General features: G+C 65.7%; 14 protein-coding genes, 2 pseudogenes and 1 other annotated feature. Of the genes and pseudogenes, 10 read left to right on the top strand and 6 right to left on the bottom strand.

The window, feature by feature from the left end; translation table 11 throughout:
• The first annotated feature begins 135 nt into the window (after positions 1-135).
• Positions 136-447, top strand: a complete 312-nt coding sequence (locus FOY51_RS26400) for a hypothetical protein (RefSeq protein WP_149433248.1) — start codon at positions 136-138, stop codon at positions 445-447.
• 96 nt (positions 448-543) lie between these two features.
• On the opposite strand, the gene FOY51_RS26405 is transcribed toward FOY51_RS26400, so the two are convergent.
• A complete protein-coding gene (locus tag FOY51_RS26405) occupies positions 544-954 on the bottom strand; it encodes a hypothetical protein (protein ID WP_235916793.1) in 411 nt (136 codons plus the stop codon).
• Positions 955-1,208: 254 nt separating this feature from the next.
• On the opposite strand from FOY51_RS26405, the gene FOY51_RS26410 reads away from it, so the two are divergent.
• Genes FOY51_RS26410 through FOY51_RS26435 form a run of 6 tightly spaced genes read left to right on the top strand, consistent with a single transcriptional unit; the run spans position 1,209 to position 7,978 of the window.
• Positions 1,209-1,808: a hypothetical protein gene (locus tag FOY51_RS26410; protein ID WP_149433249.1), complete on the top strand. Its 600-nt coding sequence runs from the start codon at positions 1,209-1,211 to the stop codon at positions 1,806-1,808.
• Positions 1,796-2,485: an ABC transporter ATP-binding protein gene (locus FOY51_RS26415; RefSeq protein ID WP_149433250.1), complete on the top strand. Its 690-nt coding sequence runs from the start codon at positions 1,796-1,798 to the stop codon at positions 2,483-2,485. The genes FOY51_RS26410 and FOY51_RS26415 overlap by 13 nt, the downstream gene beginning before the upstream one ends.
• Positions 2,482-3,204, top strand: a complete 723-nt coding sequence (locus FOY51_RS26420; RefSeq protein WP_214633159.1) for an ABC transporter ATP-binding protein — start codon at positions 2,482-2,484, stop codon at positions 3,202-3,204. Before FOY51_RS26415 ends, FOY51_RS26420 begins: the two co-directional genes overlap by 4 nt.
• Complete coding sequence (locus tag FOY51_RS26425) at positions 3,198-5,846, top strand: ABC transporter permease (RefSeq protein WP_149433251.1); 2,649 nt, start codon at positions 3,198-3,200, stop codon at positions 5,844-5,846. The genes FOY51_RS26420 and FOY51_RS26425 overlap by 7 nt, the downstream gene beginning before the upstream one ends.
• Positions 5,847-5,896: 50 nt before the next feature.
• A complete protein-coding gene (locus FOY51_RS26430) occupies positions 5,897-6,613 on the top strand; it encodes a response regulator transcription factor (protein WP_149433252.1) in 717 nt (238 codons plus the stop codon).
• A gap of 60 nt (positions 6,614-6,673) precedes the next feature.
• Positions 6,674-7,978, top strand: a complete 1,305-nt coding sequence (locus FOY51_RS26435; protein ID WP_214633160.1) for a sensor histidine kinase — start codon at positions 6,674-6,676, stop codon at positions 7,976-7,978.
• A 171-nt stretch (positions 7,979-8,149) separates the two neighbouring features.
• Here the strand turns inward: FOY51_RS26435 and FOY51_RS26440 are convergent, their stop codons facing one another.
• Positions 8,150-9,025, bottom strand: coding sequence for a COG4705 family protein (locus tag FOY51_RS26440; protein ID WP_235916796.1), 876 nt, complete (start codon positions 9,023-9,025; stop codon positions 8,150-8,152).
• Positions 9,026-9,437: 412 nt separating this feature from the next.
• Positions 9,438-9,567: a sequence feature (AL1L pseudoknot), on the top strand.
• A gap of 156 nt (positions 9,568-9,723) precedes the next feature.
• On the bottom strand, positions 9,724-9,936 hold the full coding sequence (locus FOY51_RS26445) for a hypothetical protein (RefSeq protein ID WP_149433253.1): 213 nt from the start codon (positions 9,934-9,936) through the stop codon (positions 9,724-9,726).
• 176 nt (positions 9,937-10,112) lie between these two features.
• On the opposite strand from FOY51_RS26445, the gene FOY51_RS26450 reads away from it, so the two are divergent.
• Both FOY51_RS26450 and FOY51_RS26455 read left to right on the top strand, forming a co-directional pair.
• Entirely contained in the window at positions 10,113-10,484 is a 372-nt protein-coding gene (locus FOY51_RS26450; protein WP_149433254.1) for an MFS transporter, read from the top strand.
• 54 nt (positions 10,485-10,538) lie between these two features.
• Positions 10,539-11,123, top strand: a pseudogene (locus tag FOY51_RS26455) (transposase); the annotation flags it as partial.
• A 237-nt stretch (positions 11,124-11,360) separates the two neighbouring features.
• Here the strand turns inward: FOY51_RS26455 and FOY51_RS26460 are convergent.
• Positions 11,361-12,452: an IS110 family RNA-guided transposase gene (locus FOY51_RS26460; protein WP_149433255.1), complete on the bottom strand. Its 1,092-nt coding sequence runs from the start codon at positions 12,450-12,452 to the stop codon at positions 11,361-11,363.
• A 121-nt stretch (positions 12,453-12,573) separates the two neighbouring features.
• On the opposite strand from FOY51_RS26460, the pseudogene FOY51_RS26465 reads away from it, so the two are divergent.
• Positions 12,574-13,008: pseudogene (locus tag FOY51_RS26465) on the top strand (transposase); the annotation flags it as partial.
• 259 nt (positions 13,009-13,267) lie between these two features.
• Here FOY51_RS26465 and FOY51_RS26470 read toward each other — a convergent pair.
• On the bottom strand, positions 13,268-13,930 hold the full coding sequence (locus tag FOY51_RS26470) for a GAF and ANTAR domain-containing protein (RefSeq protein WP_353961393.1): 663 nt from the start codon (positions 13,928-13,930) through the stop codon (positions 13,268-13,270).
• A 566-nt stretch (positions 13,931-14,496) separates the two neighbouring features.
• The gene (locus FOY51_RS26475) at positions 14,497-15,855 is read right to left on the bottom strand and encodes an IS256 family transposase (RefSeq protein ID WP_149433257.1); all 1,359 of its coding nucleotides are present in this window, start codon (positions 15,853-15,855) and stop codon (positions 14,497-14,499) included.
• Positions 15,856-16,038: the final 183 nt, after the last annotated feature.

Below are 16,038 nucleotides of genomic sequence, written 5' to 3' on the forward strand. Positions count from 1 at the left end.
CCCTCGCCATGCACGGGCGGCAACAATCCCACCTTACTCCTTGCGCAACTATTGCGGATACGCAACTAATCGTAGAGGATGGAGCCGAGACGCATGAATCACTGTTCAGGCGGCGGAGGCAGAAGGGAGATGTCGATGCGTAACGACACACTCGGATACATCGGATACGTTTCGGTACTGGTCGGGGCTGCGGCCGGCGGGTTGTGGCTCATTGCGTTGGGTCACGACGCGACAATTCACGCGATAGTTGCCGGCACAGTGTCTCTCGTGTTGCTGCTCGGCGGGATCGGCACCTTGCTGCTGATTCATCTGCGTCGGCAGGCCGATCCGGTCGAGCCGACGACTACTGCCGAAGAAGTAGCGGCGTACAGGAGTCAGCATCCGCCTCGAGAGATCGCAGGATGTGAGCGCGCATCGACTCCACCACCACAACCACGGAACCGGTGAGGTTGCGGGACTGTGGGAAGCCCGTAACGGATCTCGATTGCTCACGAAGCTCCAGCGGCTGCTGACGGTCAGCGCTTCCACCGAACAGGCTGGCGGTCATCCGGTGTATTGGGCGCCGTCATCGGTGCGGCGATATCGGCGCATGGCTGCGGGATATCCGGTGATGGCGGCGTCGTAGGCGGGTATGCGCAGCTGGGAAGCGAGTTCCCGTGCCACCGAGGGCGCGCCGACCCGGCGTCGGATCCACTCGCCGTCGTGTGCCACCGCGACGGCCGTGGTGTCGGTCGCACTCGTCTCGGGCTCCACATACAACTCGACCCCACGACGGGTCCGAACGAACTCGCGGAGTTCCTCGAGGTCGGCCGGTGTCGCTTCTCGGTCGAGCATGCTCTGGTAACGGCCGCGGCTGGCGCGGATCCGTCGGCGATCGGCCTGTATGCGCCGACCCTCCGCACTCGCCCGCTCGTGGTAACCGAAACGCCCGGCGAGGCGCTCCGTCAGACCCACGCCACGTACACCCCGCAAATGAGAACACATCGTTCGAAACCATGATCGGCGCATCGGTGGCCTCCTTTTCTCGGGACACCTCCAAGGGTAGGAACAGAAGGGTTACCGACCGACGGGTAGCAGGTAAGCGCGGCGATTACCTGCGGGCGGGTGCGGACAGCCTTGTCCGGTAAACGGATGCTTACCTGCCGACATCCCGACGTTGACCCTCCCGTTTCTAGCCTGGTGATGTCCGCCGAAACAGGAGACCACCGATGCGCCGACTTATTGTCCTGACGTCCGTTCTGGGATTTGCGTTGCTGGTGGTGTCCGGCTGCGGCCGCTCACCGAGCGCCCCCTCCACCACCAACACCACCTCGACCGCGGCGGCCGCCGCGGAGACGAACCCGGCCGGCGATATTCCGGATACCACGGTGTTCGTGCCCTTTCATGCGCCGTCGGGAAAGTGGTCGGTGTCGGTTCCGCAGGGCTGGGCCAGAACCGATTCCGGCGCCGCCGTGGTGTTCACCGACAAGCTGAATTCGATACGGCTGCAGGAGATACCGAACACGACAGCCGCGACGGAGGCCAGTGTGAAGACGACGGAGGTACCGCAACTGCAGGCGGCCGACCCCAGCGTCAAGGTCGACACCATCACCACGGTGACCCGAAAAGCAGGTCCGGCGATCGAGACCACCTACACCCACGACAGTGCACCGAACCCCGTCACCGGGAGGGTCGAACACGACGCGGTGCAACGCTACGACTACTTTCACAACGGCACCGAACTCGTGCTGACGCTGGCGGGTCCGGTCGGCGCCGACAACGTCGACCCCTGGCACACCGTTACCGACTCGGTGATGTGGACGCCGTGAGCGCCCCGGCGCTGGCGGCCCGCGAGCTGTACCGATTCTACCGGGCCGGTGACGAGGAAACCCTGGCCCTGCGCGGCACCAGCCTCACCGTCGACCTCGGCGAAATCGTGGCGGTCACCGGCCCGTCGGGCTCGGGGAAATCGACCCTGCTCGCCTGCCTGGCCGGCGTGGACGAACCCGACGGCGGCACCGTCTACCTGCACGGGGCGCGGCTGAGCCACCGCAGCGAACAGGCACGCGCCGCCGCCCGCGCGAGCGGGATCGGCGTGCTGTTCCAGTCGAACAATCTGCTGGCCCATCTGAATGTCCTCGACAATGTGCGTCTGGCGCAGCGGCTGGCGCGTCAACGCGCGCACACGCGCCCGCTGCAGGTGCTGGACTCGGTCGGACTGGATTCACGCGCTCGGGCACGTCCGGCACAGCTCTCCGGCGGTGAGTCCGCCCGGGCCGGGTTGGCCGTCGCGTTGGCGAACAGCCCGCAGGTGTTGCTGGCCGACGAGCCGACCGGCGAACTCGACGAGCAGACCGAAGCCATCGTACTGGGGTTGCTGCGTGCCGCGGCCGAGCGGGGCTGCGCGGTGCTCGTCGCCTCGCACAGTCCGGCGGTCGCCGCGGCGGCCGATCGTATTGTGCGCCTCGAGGACGGCCGCGTCATGACAGCGCAGGATCTGCCGTGACCGGGCTGCCGACGGAGTTGGTGCGGTGCACCGGTGTGGCCCGCACCTACGGGCGCGGCGACGCCGCGGTGGTGGCGATACACGGATTGACCGCCACGGTGCGCACCGGCGAACTGATTGCGGTCACCGGGCCCTCCGGGTCGGGCAAATCGACGGTGCTGCATCTGTTCGCCGGCCTGGATTCCCCCACGGCCGGCACCATCACCTGGCCCGGACTGGGCGGTGACCCGACCGGCCGACCCGGTGCGGTGGGTTTCGTCTTCCAGGGTCCGAGCCTGCTGGCACCGTTGACCGCCGTCGAGAACGTCGCGCTGCCGATGCTGCTCGCCGGAGTGACACCAGCGGAGGCCGCAGCGCGAGCGGCGACGGCACTCGGCCTCGTCGATGCGGCGGCCCTCTCTCAGCGGCTGCCCGAGGAACTTTCCGGTGGACAGGCGCAGCGGGTCGCCGTCGCCCGGGTGCTCGCGGCAAGGCCGGCCCTGATCCTCGCCGATGAACCCACCGGCCAACTCGACGCCACCCACCGTGACCAGATCATCACCGTGTTGATCGAGACCGCCCGCCATCTCGGGGCGGCACTGGTGGTATCCACTCACGATCAGCGGGTGGCCACCCGGTTGCGACGACAATGGCGCATCCGCGACGGTCGGCTGTGCACCGATGCGGGCCCTGCCCCGGTGCCGACTACCGACCGGACGGCAGGTGACCTAACGTGTTGACGCTGATGTGGCTGCGGGGTCTGCTCGGGCGACGATCCGGCCGCCTGGCAGGGGCGGCGGTCGGGGTGGCGATCGCGGTCGCCCTGCTCGCGTCGCTGGGCAGCTTCCTCGCCTCCTCGAAAGCCACCATGACCTCGCGGTCGGTCCAACAGGTCGCCGTCGACTGGCAGGTGGCTGTCCAACCCGGTGCCGACCCGGCGGCGGTGTTGACCACCGTCCGGGCGGACCCGCATGTGGCGCAAGCACTTCCAGTACAGTACGGCAGCACGACCGGACTGGCGGCCACCGTCGGCGGTGCCACACTCACCACCGGGGCCGGACGGGTAGTGGGGATCCCGCCCGGATACGCCGGCACGTTCGCAGGCGAGTTCCGCTACCTCACCGGTGCCCACGACGGGGTGCTGATCGCGCAGCAGACCGCCGCGAACCTGCACGCCGCACCCGGTGATCGGATCAGCATCGGCCGCACCGGACTACCCCCGGCGACGGTCACTGTCGCCGGGATCGTCGACCTCCCGCAGGCGAACGCCCTATTCCAGAAGGTCGGCGCACCCGCCACGGCGCAACCGCCTGCCCCACCCGACAACGTCGTCATCATGCCAACCCCACTGTGGGACACCATCTTCGGTCCACTCGCCGCCACCCACCCGGATCAGGTGCAGACCCAGGTGCAGGCGCTGACCCGCCGCGAGCTGCCCCCGGACCCGGCCGCCGCCTACACCGCGGTCACCGGATCGGCGCACCATCTCGAGGCCACTCTCGCCGGTGGCGGCGTGATCGGTGACAACCTCGGTACCGCGCTGGGAGCAGCCAGACAGGACGCGTCCTACGCACAGCTCCTGTTCCTGTTTCTCGGCGCCCCCGGCGCCGTGCTGGCGGCCCTGCTCACCGCCATCATCACCGCCAGTGGAGCCGAGCGTCGCCGCAGCGAGCAGGCCCTGCTGCGGACCCGCGGCGCCCGGCCCGGGCAGCTGCTGCGGCTCGCCCTCGTCGAAGCCGCTGCGACCGGCGTGATCGGGGCGGGCGTCGGATTGGGTGGCGCCGCCCTGATCTCCCGCTACGCGCTCGGCGGCGGCACCTTCTCAGCGGTGTGGGCCGGCATCGGTGCGGCGGTCGGTCTCGCCGTCGCCGGGGGCACCGCCGCCGTGCCGGTTTGGCGCGACCTGCGTCGCGGCACCACCATCGCCGCGGCCCGCCAGCCGGTCGGGCACACGGCCAGCCCGAGGTGGATGCGCTACGGCCTGGATCTGTGGTTGCTGCTCGGTTTTGCCCTGGTGTGGCACGCCACCAGCGGCAACGGATACCAGCTTGTCCTGGCACCGGACGGGGCGCCGACGATCTCGGTCAGTTATTGGGCGTTTGCGGCGCCCGCTCTGCTGTGGGCCGGCGCAGCCCTGCTCGCGTGGCGGGTGGTCGACCTGTTCCTACACCGGGGCCGCCCGGTTCTGGCGCGGCTGCTGCGCCCGCTGACCGGTCCACTGTCGGGCACCGCCGCGGCCGGCATGTCCCGGCAGCGTCGTCCGCTCGCCCGCACCATCGTCCTGATCGTGCTCGCCGTGGCGTTCGCCGGTTCGACCGCAATATTCAATTCGACGTACCAGCAGCAAGCCCTGGCGGACGCGGAACTGTCCAACGGCGCGGACGTCACCGTCACCGAGCCACCCGCCGCGTCTGTCCCGGCCAGCACATTGACCACCCTGTCCGGTATCCCCGGTGTCGCGAAAGTCGCCGCGTTGCAACACCGTTTCGCCTACATCGGCGCCGACCTGCAGGATCTGTACGGGGTGAACCCGTCCACCCTGGGCTCCTCGGTGCAGCTGCAGAACGCCTACTTCACCGGCGGCACCGCCGCCGGGCTGATGGACACCCTCGCCCACAAGCCCGACTCCATCCTCGTCAGCGCCGAAACCGTGAAGGACTACCAACTCCACCCCGGAGATCTGATCCGGTTACGGCTGCTCGACGCCCACGCCCACCAACAGATCACGGTGCCCTTCCACTACGCCGGAGTGGTGAAAGAATTCCCGACCGCACCCAAGGACAGCTTCTTCGTCGCCAACGCCTCCTACATCGGCACCGCCACCGGCAACGTCGCGGCCGGGGAATTCCTGATCACCACCGACGGCACCGCCCCCGCCACGGTCGCCGCTCGCGTCCGCACCGTGCTGGAGCCCAGCGCCCATGTCACCGATATCACCACCACCCGGAATGTGGTCGGGTCGAGCCTGACCGCGGTCGATCTGGCCGGGCTGACTCGGGTCGAACTGGGTTTCGCCCTGCTGCTGGCCGCGTCGGCGACCGGACTGCTGCTGGCCCTCGGATTCACCGAACGTCGTCGCACCTTCGCACTGCTGCGCGCCGTCGGTGCCCGCCCGCGGCAACTCGGCGCGCTGGTACTCGCCGAAGTCGGTGTCGTCACCGCCGCGGGCGCGGTCCTCGGCGCGCTCGCGGCGTGGGCGCTCACCAAGGTGCTGGTCTCGGTGTTGACGGGGGTGTTCGACCCACCACCGGATCATCTGGCCGTGCCCTGGACCTACTTGATCGTGGTAGCCGCGGTGGGGCTGGCCTGCACCGGCCTCGCCGCCGCGCACACCATCCGGGCGGCCCGCCGGCCCGCTCTCGAGGAGCTGCGCGACCTGTGACACCACCACAGTCTGCCCACCGATCAGTCCCGCCTCGATAGGATCACGCCATGGCCCAACTGCTGGTGGTCGAAGACGACGACACCATCGGCTCCCTACTCTCCGACGGCCTACATACCCACGGCCACCAGGTCACCTGGTGTCGCACCGGGCGCGCCGCAGTGCGTGAAGCGGTCCTGCACGAGTTCGACCTGGTGCTGCTCGATCTCGGGCTGCCCGACCTCGACGGAGTGGAGGTCTGCCGCGAACTGCGCACCACCCAGCCGGGATGTGTACTGGTGATCCTGACCGCCCGCGACGCGGAGATCGACGTCGTCGTCGGTCTCGACGCCGGCGCCGACGACTACCTCACCAAACCCTTCCGCTATGCCGAACTGTTGGCCCGCATCCGCGCGCACCTGCGCCGCGGACCCGTTCCCACCGTCGCGGTGCAGGCGCACGTCGTCGGCGAACTGGTCGTGGACCCCGCCGCCCGCACCGTCACCCTCGCCGGGCACCCCCTCGCCCTGCGGGCCAGGGAATTCGACCTGCTCGCCCGGCTGAGCGCCGACCCGGACACCGCCCTCACCCGCGAGATCCTGATCGCCGACGTCTGGGACGAAAACTGGCACGGCTCGACGAAAACCCTGGACGTGCACATCGGGATACTCCGCAGAAAGCTCGCCGACGCCACCGCACGTTTCGGCGCCGACTCGTCCGGGGTGCCGCAGATCAGCACCCTGCGCGGCTACGGCTATCGCCTCGATTCGCCGGGTCAGCGACCTTGACAGCACCGACCATGAGAGCACCGGCCACGGCAGCCGTCGCAGCCGGCGGACACCGCACCCGTGCGTAGACGCATCGTGATCCTCGCCATGGCGGCCGCAACCCTGGCGACCAGCCTGTTCGGTATCCCGTTGGCGCTGTTCGTGGCGCACTACTACCGGGCCGACGAGACCGCCGAACTCGAACGCGCCGCCGATGCCGCCGCGATCGACGTCGCCGCCGACCTGTTCCACGGACGGTCCCCGGGCGAGCTGCCCGCACCCGAGAGCGGAACCAGCCTCGCCCTCTTCGCAGCAGACGGGCACCTTCTGCAAGGGAAGGGGCCTAGCACCGCCGATCCCGTCGTCCGGCAGGCACTCGACGACAACGCGGTCCGCCAGACCAGCACAGGCGGCCAACTGATTGTGGCCGTTCCGCTCGCCGACGGATTCCACGCCGCGTACGCGGTCCGGGCGGCCACCTCGAACACCGAGGTATATCCGAGGATTCTGATCACCTGGCTGCTCATGCTCACCCTCGACGGCCTCGTCCTGCTCGCGACGTGGCGCCTGGCCCGACGGCAGGCCCGCCGACTGGCCGACCCACTCGAACACCTCTCCCATGCCGCCTACCGGCTCGGCGACGGCGACTTCAGCGTCCGCACCCAGCCCAGCGGCATCCCCGAAATCGACTCGGCCGGTGCTGCGCTCGACCGGACCGCGGAACGGATCGGTGACCTCGTCGACCGGGAACGCGCCATCACCGCCAACGCCTCACACCAACTACGCACCCCGCTGACCGGGCTGCGGCTGGGCCTCGAAGCCGCCCTCGACTCTCCGACCTCGGATCCTCACCAAGCCCTCGTCGACGCGCTCGCCGTCACCGACCGCCTCGACCACACCATCGACGACCTGATCACGCTCGCACGCGACACAACCCGCAGCACCGAACCGCTCCCGGTGGGCGCGCTGCTCGACGAGATCCGCACCACCTGGCACGGACGCCTCGCCCAGACCGGCCGGCCGCTGCAAGTAGGCGCCGACACCGACCTACCACCCTCGTCCGCGTCCACCGCCGCCATCCGCCAGATTCTTGCCGTTCTCATCGACAACGCCGCCGTACACGGGCTCGGCACAGTCACCGTCCACGCGCGCGACACCAACAACAGCGTCGCAATCGACGTCACCGACGAAGGAACTCAGCTCCACCGCGACGAATCCACCCTCTTCCAGCGGGGCACCACCCACGGACACGGGATCGGACTCCCGCTCGCACGCAGCCTCGCCGAAGCCGAGGGCGGGCGCCTGCGCCTGAGCACTCGCATCCCGACAACATTCACGCTTTTTCTGCCCGCGGCACCGCCGCTACCCCCCGACGATGTCACCTGAACACCTGACCATCGACGATGAACGACCCGGCACCGGGATGGCAGTACACCGCCATGACAGTAGAGGGTCGGATTCCAACAGCTCCGGGCATGCGACATCGATTCGAGAGGCCTCCCGCCTCTCGAATCGACGTGACAATCCGTGGCGAAGCCGCCCGCGCCCGCGTCGCTTCTACAGACGCGGTGTCGGCGGGTCCACGAGTGGCGTTTCGGTGCGGGTGACGCCCGGTGCTGCGGGCTCGTCGACCCCCGGCGGCGTCGCGTGGTGGGCGTCCTTGCCGGTGATGGTCAGGTAGGTGACCAGCGCCAGGATCGTGACGAGGAACAGTGCGCTGGTCCACATGGTTCCCACGCCGAGGCCTCCGTTGCCCCGCGGCTGGGAGAGCAGATCACCGAGGGAGGCGCCCAGCGGCCGGGTCAGGATGTAAGCGATCCAGAACGCGAGGACCGCGTTGAGGCGGAACCCGAGATGCGCGACGGCGACGGCAGCGATACACCCGGCGAACAGCAGCGCGGACAGCGGGTAACCCAACTTGAGGCGCTCGGCAACCAGATCGCCCGCCGCAGTGCCCAGGGCGAAGGTGAACAGGATCGTCATCCAGTAGAACCCCTCCCGTCGGGTGCTGAAGATGGAGTGGATGGACAAGGTCTTCTCAGAGGCGTACCAGGCCGCGAACGTCGCCGCGAGCGCGGCAGCGAACACGATGGTGGTCGTCTGCAAAGGGACCCCGAACTTGGTCACCAGGGTGTCGGTGATCAGGGTGCCGACCACGCTGATCAGCACGACCACGAGCCAATACAGTCCCGGCACATACTTTCCGGATCGGAACTGGAAGACCAGGGCCACGATCAGAAGCGCGGCCATCACGCAGCTGGTGCCGGTGAGCCCGAGTCCCAGCCTGGTGTTGAGGAAATCGGCGGCGGTCTCGCCGACGGTGGTGGCCAGAACCTTGATGACCCAGAAGTAGAGCGTGATCTCGGGGACCTTGTTGAGCATCCTGCCTGGAAGGGTTTCCGGCGGTGTTCTCAGCATTGACCGGGTTCGCATGATTTGCCTCCTGCGCTGGGGGATCGACACTTTGCAGGTTAGGGAGTCGGTGGTTAACGGCGGCCCCTCCTTGGGTAAGCGCCCGCCTTACCCGTCAGCATCGCCGGTGGTATCCACAACGCACTGAACCGCCCCGGCGACTGCGGAGCCTCCACTTTTGGGAAGGTTGGAGTCATGTCGTCAGGATCGCAAAGAGGTACCCGCCGGAGTTGGCGCGAGTGGGCGGCGATCGAGTCTGTCGCTGGCACGCTCGGCGTCGGGACCTCGCAGACCTTTGCACAACTGGATTCGCAAAGCGCGCACGGATGCCGGACACTGTCCTGGAGTGACGACCGACATGGCTGCGGAGATGTGGAAGCTGCTGCAGAAATCGAGAGCTCAAGCGTGCCAACGACATACTGAAAGTCGGCATCGGTCTTCTGCGCGGCGGAGCTCGACCGCAACAGCAAGTAGTCCTCGACTACATCGAGAAGTACAAACAGGAGTTCGGCGTCGAGCCGATCTGCAGGGTGCTCACCGAGCACGGTTGCCCGATCGCGCCGTCCACCTACTACGAGGCCCTTAACCGGTCCGCATCCCGCCGGGCGGTCCGAGACGAAGAACTCAACTTCGAGATCAGCCGGGCCGATGTGATGCGTCATCGACTTATGTGAAGGCGGTGGCGACCACATAAATACCAATGGCGGCGATCGTCAGTCCTATCGTGCGGAAAGGCGCAGACGGACCGTTGTGTCGGTGAACTTGATCGACATCGTTGACACGCCAACCGTAAGTGCGCTCAGCCACGTGGTCGCCACGATGGCGTCGATGACGCCCAGTAAGAGAACGGAACCCACCGTCAATGGTCGTGCATATTGCGGCGCGACGAGCAAGAAGAACAGACCGACTTTCGGATTGAGCAGGCGCGGCACGAGATCAGGCCTTGTGTGAACGCCGGTATAAGCGAGGTTGCCTCTATTGTCGCTGAGCTCGAATCGTCTTCGAGACCGGTATTGATGCGCTGCAGGCACTCTCGCAGGCCCAAGTAGATCAAGTAGAGGCCACGCAATGTGCAGAGTTGTCGTAGCAGTCGAGTTCTCGGCGATGAATGTTGCGGCGCGGCACCGGCTATGGGATCTTCACCGCCGCCCATGGTTTGGCGTGGCTCGTCGGCTCCACCGCAATCGGCGCCCTCTACAGCCACTCGATCACCGCCGTCACCGCGTTCGTGGTCGCCGCGCAGATCCTGGCGTTCGCTCTGTTCATTCCCGCTCGCGGCAGGTCGGCGCCGATGCGATCGCCGCGAGTCGGCAATGGCTTCGGGCCGGGCCCTGCTACCGCCGCAAGATCGGCGAAGGCAAAACACCGCGCAGCACAGCGATGCCTGAAACGACTTTGGGCCGTGATGCGTGCCGACGAAGTGCGGCGGGCCAATGCTTCCCGTACTCACTTACCACCGACTCGCCAAGAGCCAGCCTGACAAACATCGAACACATGTACTGCTTATCCGCTTAATTGGACCTATGCTGGTCAGGTGCCCTTTGCAGATGTCAATCCGGTAGGTGGAGTGGACTATCCCGCGGACCTATCAAGAGTTCCGCGAGTGGTGTCCCGACGATGCGTCGTGTGCGGAGTACTTGGCGAATCTTCGCTGGCCAGAAGGCTTTCGATGCCCGGCGTGCGGCAGCGACACGGCGTGGTGGACCTCGACGCAGCATTGGAAATGCGGTAGCTGTGGTCGGAAGACCTCAGTAACGGCGGGGACGATCTTTCATCGCACACGAACGCCGCTGAGCAGCTGGTTTGCCGCGATCTGGCTGGTGACATCGCAGAAGAACGGGTCCTCGGCCCAGAACATCCACGACATGTTGGGCCTCGGGTCCTACGAGACCGCCCGGGCGTGGTTGCACAAACTGCGTCGAGCGATGGTGCGCCCAGATCGTGAACTCCTCAGCCGTGTCGACAAGGTGATGATTGCGGTGGAAACCTTGGAACACAAGTGAATAGAACGCTACTACTGGGCCGTGTACGTCTCGCAGTCGCCGATGCACCCGGCTCGACACAGCTAATATGTAGAGAAGTTTGTCAAGTGGGCAAGGTGAGGCGCCGTCTGGGAGCTACCCCGACGGCGCCTCTGCGCTTCGTCGGTGAGCCTGTGTGGTGAGCGTGTCGTAAGGCGACGCGCGGTCAGACTGATATACGCGGGTTGGATACCGCAGGACGGGGATTTCGGCTGGAACATGTTCGCGGGTCTAGAGTCGAGCGTCGACCGTGGGGCCTGCTCATAGCTGTCTCGCGGGTGTGCTCCACGCGCTGTCATCACCGCCTCGCCGGCGAAGCAGATCACGCGCGGTACTCAGGTCTCGAGCACCGCCAACGACCAACACCAGCCGGCCAACTCGCGGGCGATCGCGACGTTCGCCACCACCGGGCGTTTGCGCCGTTCGAGGAACCCCACCCACCGCTGATGCAGACGCCGATTCCCCTCGTCACCGCGAGCCCGGGCCGCGGCAGGTGCCAGGTCCCACCGGCCGCGTATCACCGCACCGACCTGATAGCGAGCCCGGTGATGCCAGGCGGACTCGACCAGCAACCTACGCACATGCGTGTTGCCGGTCTTGGTGATCGCCCCCTGCGCCCGCGACGCACCGGAGGAGTACTCCGAGGGAATCAAACCGACGAACGAGCCGATTGTGTTGCCGGTGAAGCGAGTCCAGTCACCGATCTCGACTGCCAACGCGAACCCGGTCAACGTCGATACCCCACGTAGGCACCCCAACCGGCGAACCATCGGGGTGAATTCACTGTTCGCGGCCATTCCCGCGATCGCGCCGTCCAACCGGGAACGCCGAGACGTCATCGTCAACACGTGGTCGTAGTCGGCGTCGAACGCCAACCGTGTCGCCGTCGCCGTCAACTGTGGTGCAGCGTCGCTGCGTAACCACCGATCGTGAGCCCCGGTCCAGGCGGCACCACCGTAATAGACGATGCCATGCCGCAACAACAGCTTCGAGAGCCGGTGCCGGGCCCGCATCAGATCACCGCGACAGTCTTCCCGGGCCCGCACCAGATCACGCGCAGCCTCCTGATCCACACTCGGAATCGATTCCGAAACGATCTCGTCCAAACGCAGCAACCGCACCAGGTGTACTGCGTCCCGAGCATCGGTCTTGACCCGATCCCCAGACGGGCGCTGCAGCTTCGATGGGGCCACGACCTCGCACCGCACACCCGCCGCGTCGAGAGCGCGATACAACCCGAAACCGGTCGGGCCGGCCTCATACGCAACCGCTGCCGGCCCAGGTAGATCGGCAATCCACGACCGAATGTGTTCGTAGTCGGGGGTCAAATTCGCCTGCATCACCTCTCCGGTGACACCGTCGATCGCCGCTGCCGCGACCGATCGTGCGTGCACATCGAGTCCCACACTCGTACGCTCTGTAAACACCGGGGCCTCCCACAACTGTCGGATAGGCCGGGCAGGGGCATTCCTACTCGGTAACCCACGACCATGTGTGAGTGAGGCCCCGGCCCGCAACCCCCAGCTCAACGCCGGCGATCACCCATACCGTCTAGTGGACTTCGCGCGCACGACAGTGGAACCGGGCTCGTTGATCCGTACGGACGGCGCCCGCATGTTCCGCGTTCTCGGCGACGAGGGATTCGAGCACGAATACGTCTCCGGATACAGCTCGCCGGAGCCAGGCCACGTCACCCTTCCCGGGCCGCATCGTGTCGCGTCTTTGCTCAAACGGTGGAACGCGGGCACCTACCACTACCGGGTCGAACACGAGCATCTGCCGTACTACCTCGACGAATTCGCCTTCCGATTCAATCGGCGCAGGTCACGAGCCCGTGGAATGCTGTTCCACCGATTACTGCAGCAATGCGTCAACACCGATCCGCATCCACTGAACGAACTTGTCGGCGGCACATCGGCCGAGATCCCGCATGAAGGCCATCGTCTCGACGTGTTGCCCAGCAACACTTCTGACGATTTCTGAAGAATCAGTCCACTTAAAAGCAGATAAGCAGTACACATGTTCTACTGCTTTATTGTGGGATTGGATGAGTCCCCGTCGGTTGAGGTTCGGCAGGTCCATGATGGGTACTCCGCTGTGAAGATGCTCCCCGTCGTCCGGAAGACGGAAGTGTTCAGGTTCCGCCGGTCCAGACACGTGCCGGCGGGACTGACTTCCTTACCCGGTCGTACTGGGTGAGGCTGTGTCAGCCGTCGGGGTGGGAGTCGGCCGTCGGTGCGGTTTACTGCTGGTGGTCGCTGCCGAGGTCGACGAGCGTGTGTGCGATGTCGATGAGTTTGGTGTTCGCTTCTTGCGACAGCTGGGTGAGCAGGCCGAATGCCTGCACGGCGGTGATGTTGTAGCGCTCCATGAGCATGCCTTTCGCTTGGCCGATGAGGTCGCGGGTCGCCAGGGCCGATCGCCACTGCTGCTGCTGTTGAGCACCGAGCAGCGCGATCGCGGCGTGGGTGGCCAGGGCTTCGGCGGTGTCGTGCGCGGCAGCGTCGAAGGCGTGCGGGGTCGCACCGTAGAGGTTGAGTGCGCCGAGGTTGTTCGCGTCGGTGTAGAGCTGGAACGAGAGCATCGAGCCGACTCCGAGTGCGGTCGCGGCGGCGGCGAATTGCGGCCACCGCGTGTCGGTGGCCAGATCGGGTGCGTCGACCGTTTCGTGTGCCGAGACCGCCTGCACACAGGGGCCCTGACCGAGTTGTTCTTGCAGTTCATCGAGTTTGCGGGGTATCGGCGAGGTCGGCGCGCGGGATTCCACTCTGTGTCGGCCGGTGACCAACGTGATACCTGCGTGCGCTGCGCCGGGCACCATCGCCGTGGCGGAGTCGGTGATCGACTGCAGTGTCGCGTCGACGCTGTCGTGCTCGGCCTGTATCTTCCTCGCCAGCATGGCCATTCTCGCCCGCGGATCGTCGGGCCCGATTGTGCTTTTCACGCAGAACATTGTGCCACCGGTCGGCGACCACTTGGGCAACGGAACGAACGAGCACCGTGGACGTTCGGGCGCGCAGCTCCGCAATTCGCCGGGAGAAGGGGGCTGCAGCTGCATCCTCCTTCTATTACGCCAATCCAGACGAATGGCGCTCGGGTGTCGCCACCGCAGGATGTGAGCACCAATGTGTTGAATCTGGGTAGTCAAGTACTCGCGCTCTCCTGGCTCTTTTGGCACAGAGTTGTTCCATGGATCGGCAATCCGCCGACCCGGAGCATCTGGAGGGTTCAATGACGGAGTCCGTTGCTTATCCTGCCAAAAGATTTTCTGTGACTCTGTCAACGCGCTGATGGGTTACTTGGCCCGTGACTACCCGAACATGGAGCGAGTTCACTGGAAGGACGTTGTGCGGAGCGCATTCGATTTGACTGACGGGCAGAACGAGAGCCTAACCAGGATTTCCGAAGAGCGTTCGGAGCAAGTTCAGAAACGCGGAGCCTGTCAAGTTCTTTGTGTAAGAACGCTGTTGGTTAGTTGATGTAGGGGTCGAGCCGGTCGGGGTAGTTCAGGACGAGTGTGGCGAGTGCTTGTTTCCAGCCGTTGACGGAGGCGCCTTCGACGAGCCGGTTGACCATCTTGCCGTCGCGGGGTCTGGTGCGGTCGGCGGCGAGTTTCGCGCGTTCACGGGCTCGTTTGTCTTCGATGTTGCAGATCGCGAGCCACAGCAACTTCACTGCCGCTTGATCGTTGGGGAAATGCCCGCGGTTCTTGATGATCTTGCGGAGCTGATAGTTCAACGACTCGATCGCGTTCGTCGTGTAGATGATCTTGCGGAGCTCGGGTGGGAACGCGAGGAACGGGATGAACCGTTCCCAGGCGTTGTCCCACGTCGCAACCGTGTGTGGATGTCTACGCCCGAGTTCGGATTCCTTGAACGCTGTCAACGCGTCTTCGGCAGCCTCGGCGGTCGGAGCGGTGTAGATCCGGCGCAGCTCGGCGGCGATCTTCTTGCGCTCACCGTAGGCAACGAAACGCATCGATGCCCGGATCAAGTGCACGGTGCAGGTTTGGATCGTGGTGTTCTTCCAGGTCGCACTGATGGCATCGTCGAACCCGGTCAGCCCGTCGGTACAAGCGATCAACACATCTTTGACACCGCGATTGGCCAGCTCAGCACACACGCCGGCCCAGAACTTCGCGCCTTCGGTGGCTTGCACCCAGATCCCGAGAACGTGTTTGACACCGTCGAGATCGACGCCGACCGCGATATGGGCGGCCTTGTTCCGGACTTGATGCCCGTCTCGAATCTTGACCTGGATCGCGTCGAGAAACAGGATCGGGTAGATCTCGTCGAGTGGGCGTTTCTGCCAGATCATGACCTCGTCGAGGACCGAATCGGTGATCTTCGAAATCGTCTCCCGCGATATCTCGGTCCCGATCGTGGTGATCAGATGATGCTCGATATCGCGGATCGTCATGCCGTTGGCGTAGAGGCTGATGATCATCTCGTCGAGCCCACCGATCCGGCGAACGCCCTTCGGGATCAACGTCGGCGTGAACGTGCCGTCCCGATCGCGGGGAATCGCGAGCTCGATATCGCCGACTTCGCTGGCCACGGTTTTCGCACTGGTCCCGTTGCGGGCGTTCGGCAGCAGCCGCCCGGCCGGGTCGCCTTTGTCGTATCCCAGATGCGAGGTCAGTTCGGTGTTGAGACCGCGTTCGAGGACAGCCTTGACCATCTCTTGCAGGAACCCGCCCTCTCCGGTGATCTGGAGTTGGCCGGCATCGATCTTGGCCATCACCTCATCGAGAGCGCCCGAGGACCGCAACGACGCCATCACATCCGCAGCGGACTCCGAACCAGTCTTATCATCGTCAGGGGTAAGCATGGACACAATCGTGCTCCATTCACGTCAGAAGCTCTCCTACACAAAACATCTGACACCCTCTCCCCGTGCGAGGGTTAGATCCACACCCCAGACACTTCTCGTGGCAGAGAGTGCCCCTTCAGCGGTGGTTACCGCGGCACTCGCCGGCGACTTCGATCTGGTTCTCAGTGCACCTTCACTGGT

It is taken from the genome of Antrihabitans cavernicola, assembly GCF_008297975.1.
GTDB classification, from domain to species: Bacteria; Actinomycetota; Actinomycetes; order Mycobacteriales; family Mycobacteriaceae; genus Antrihabitans; species Antrihabitans cavernicola.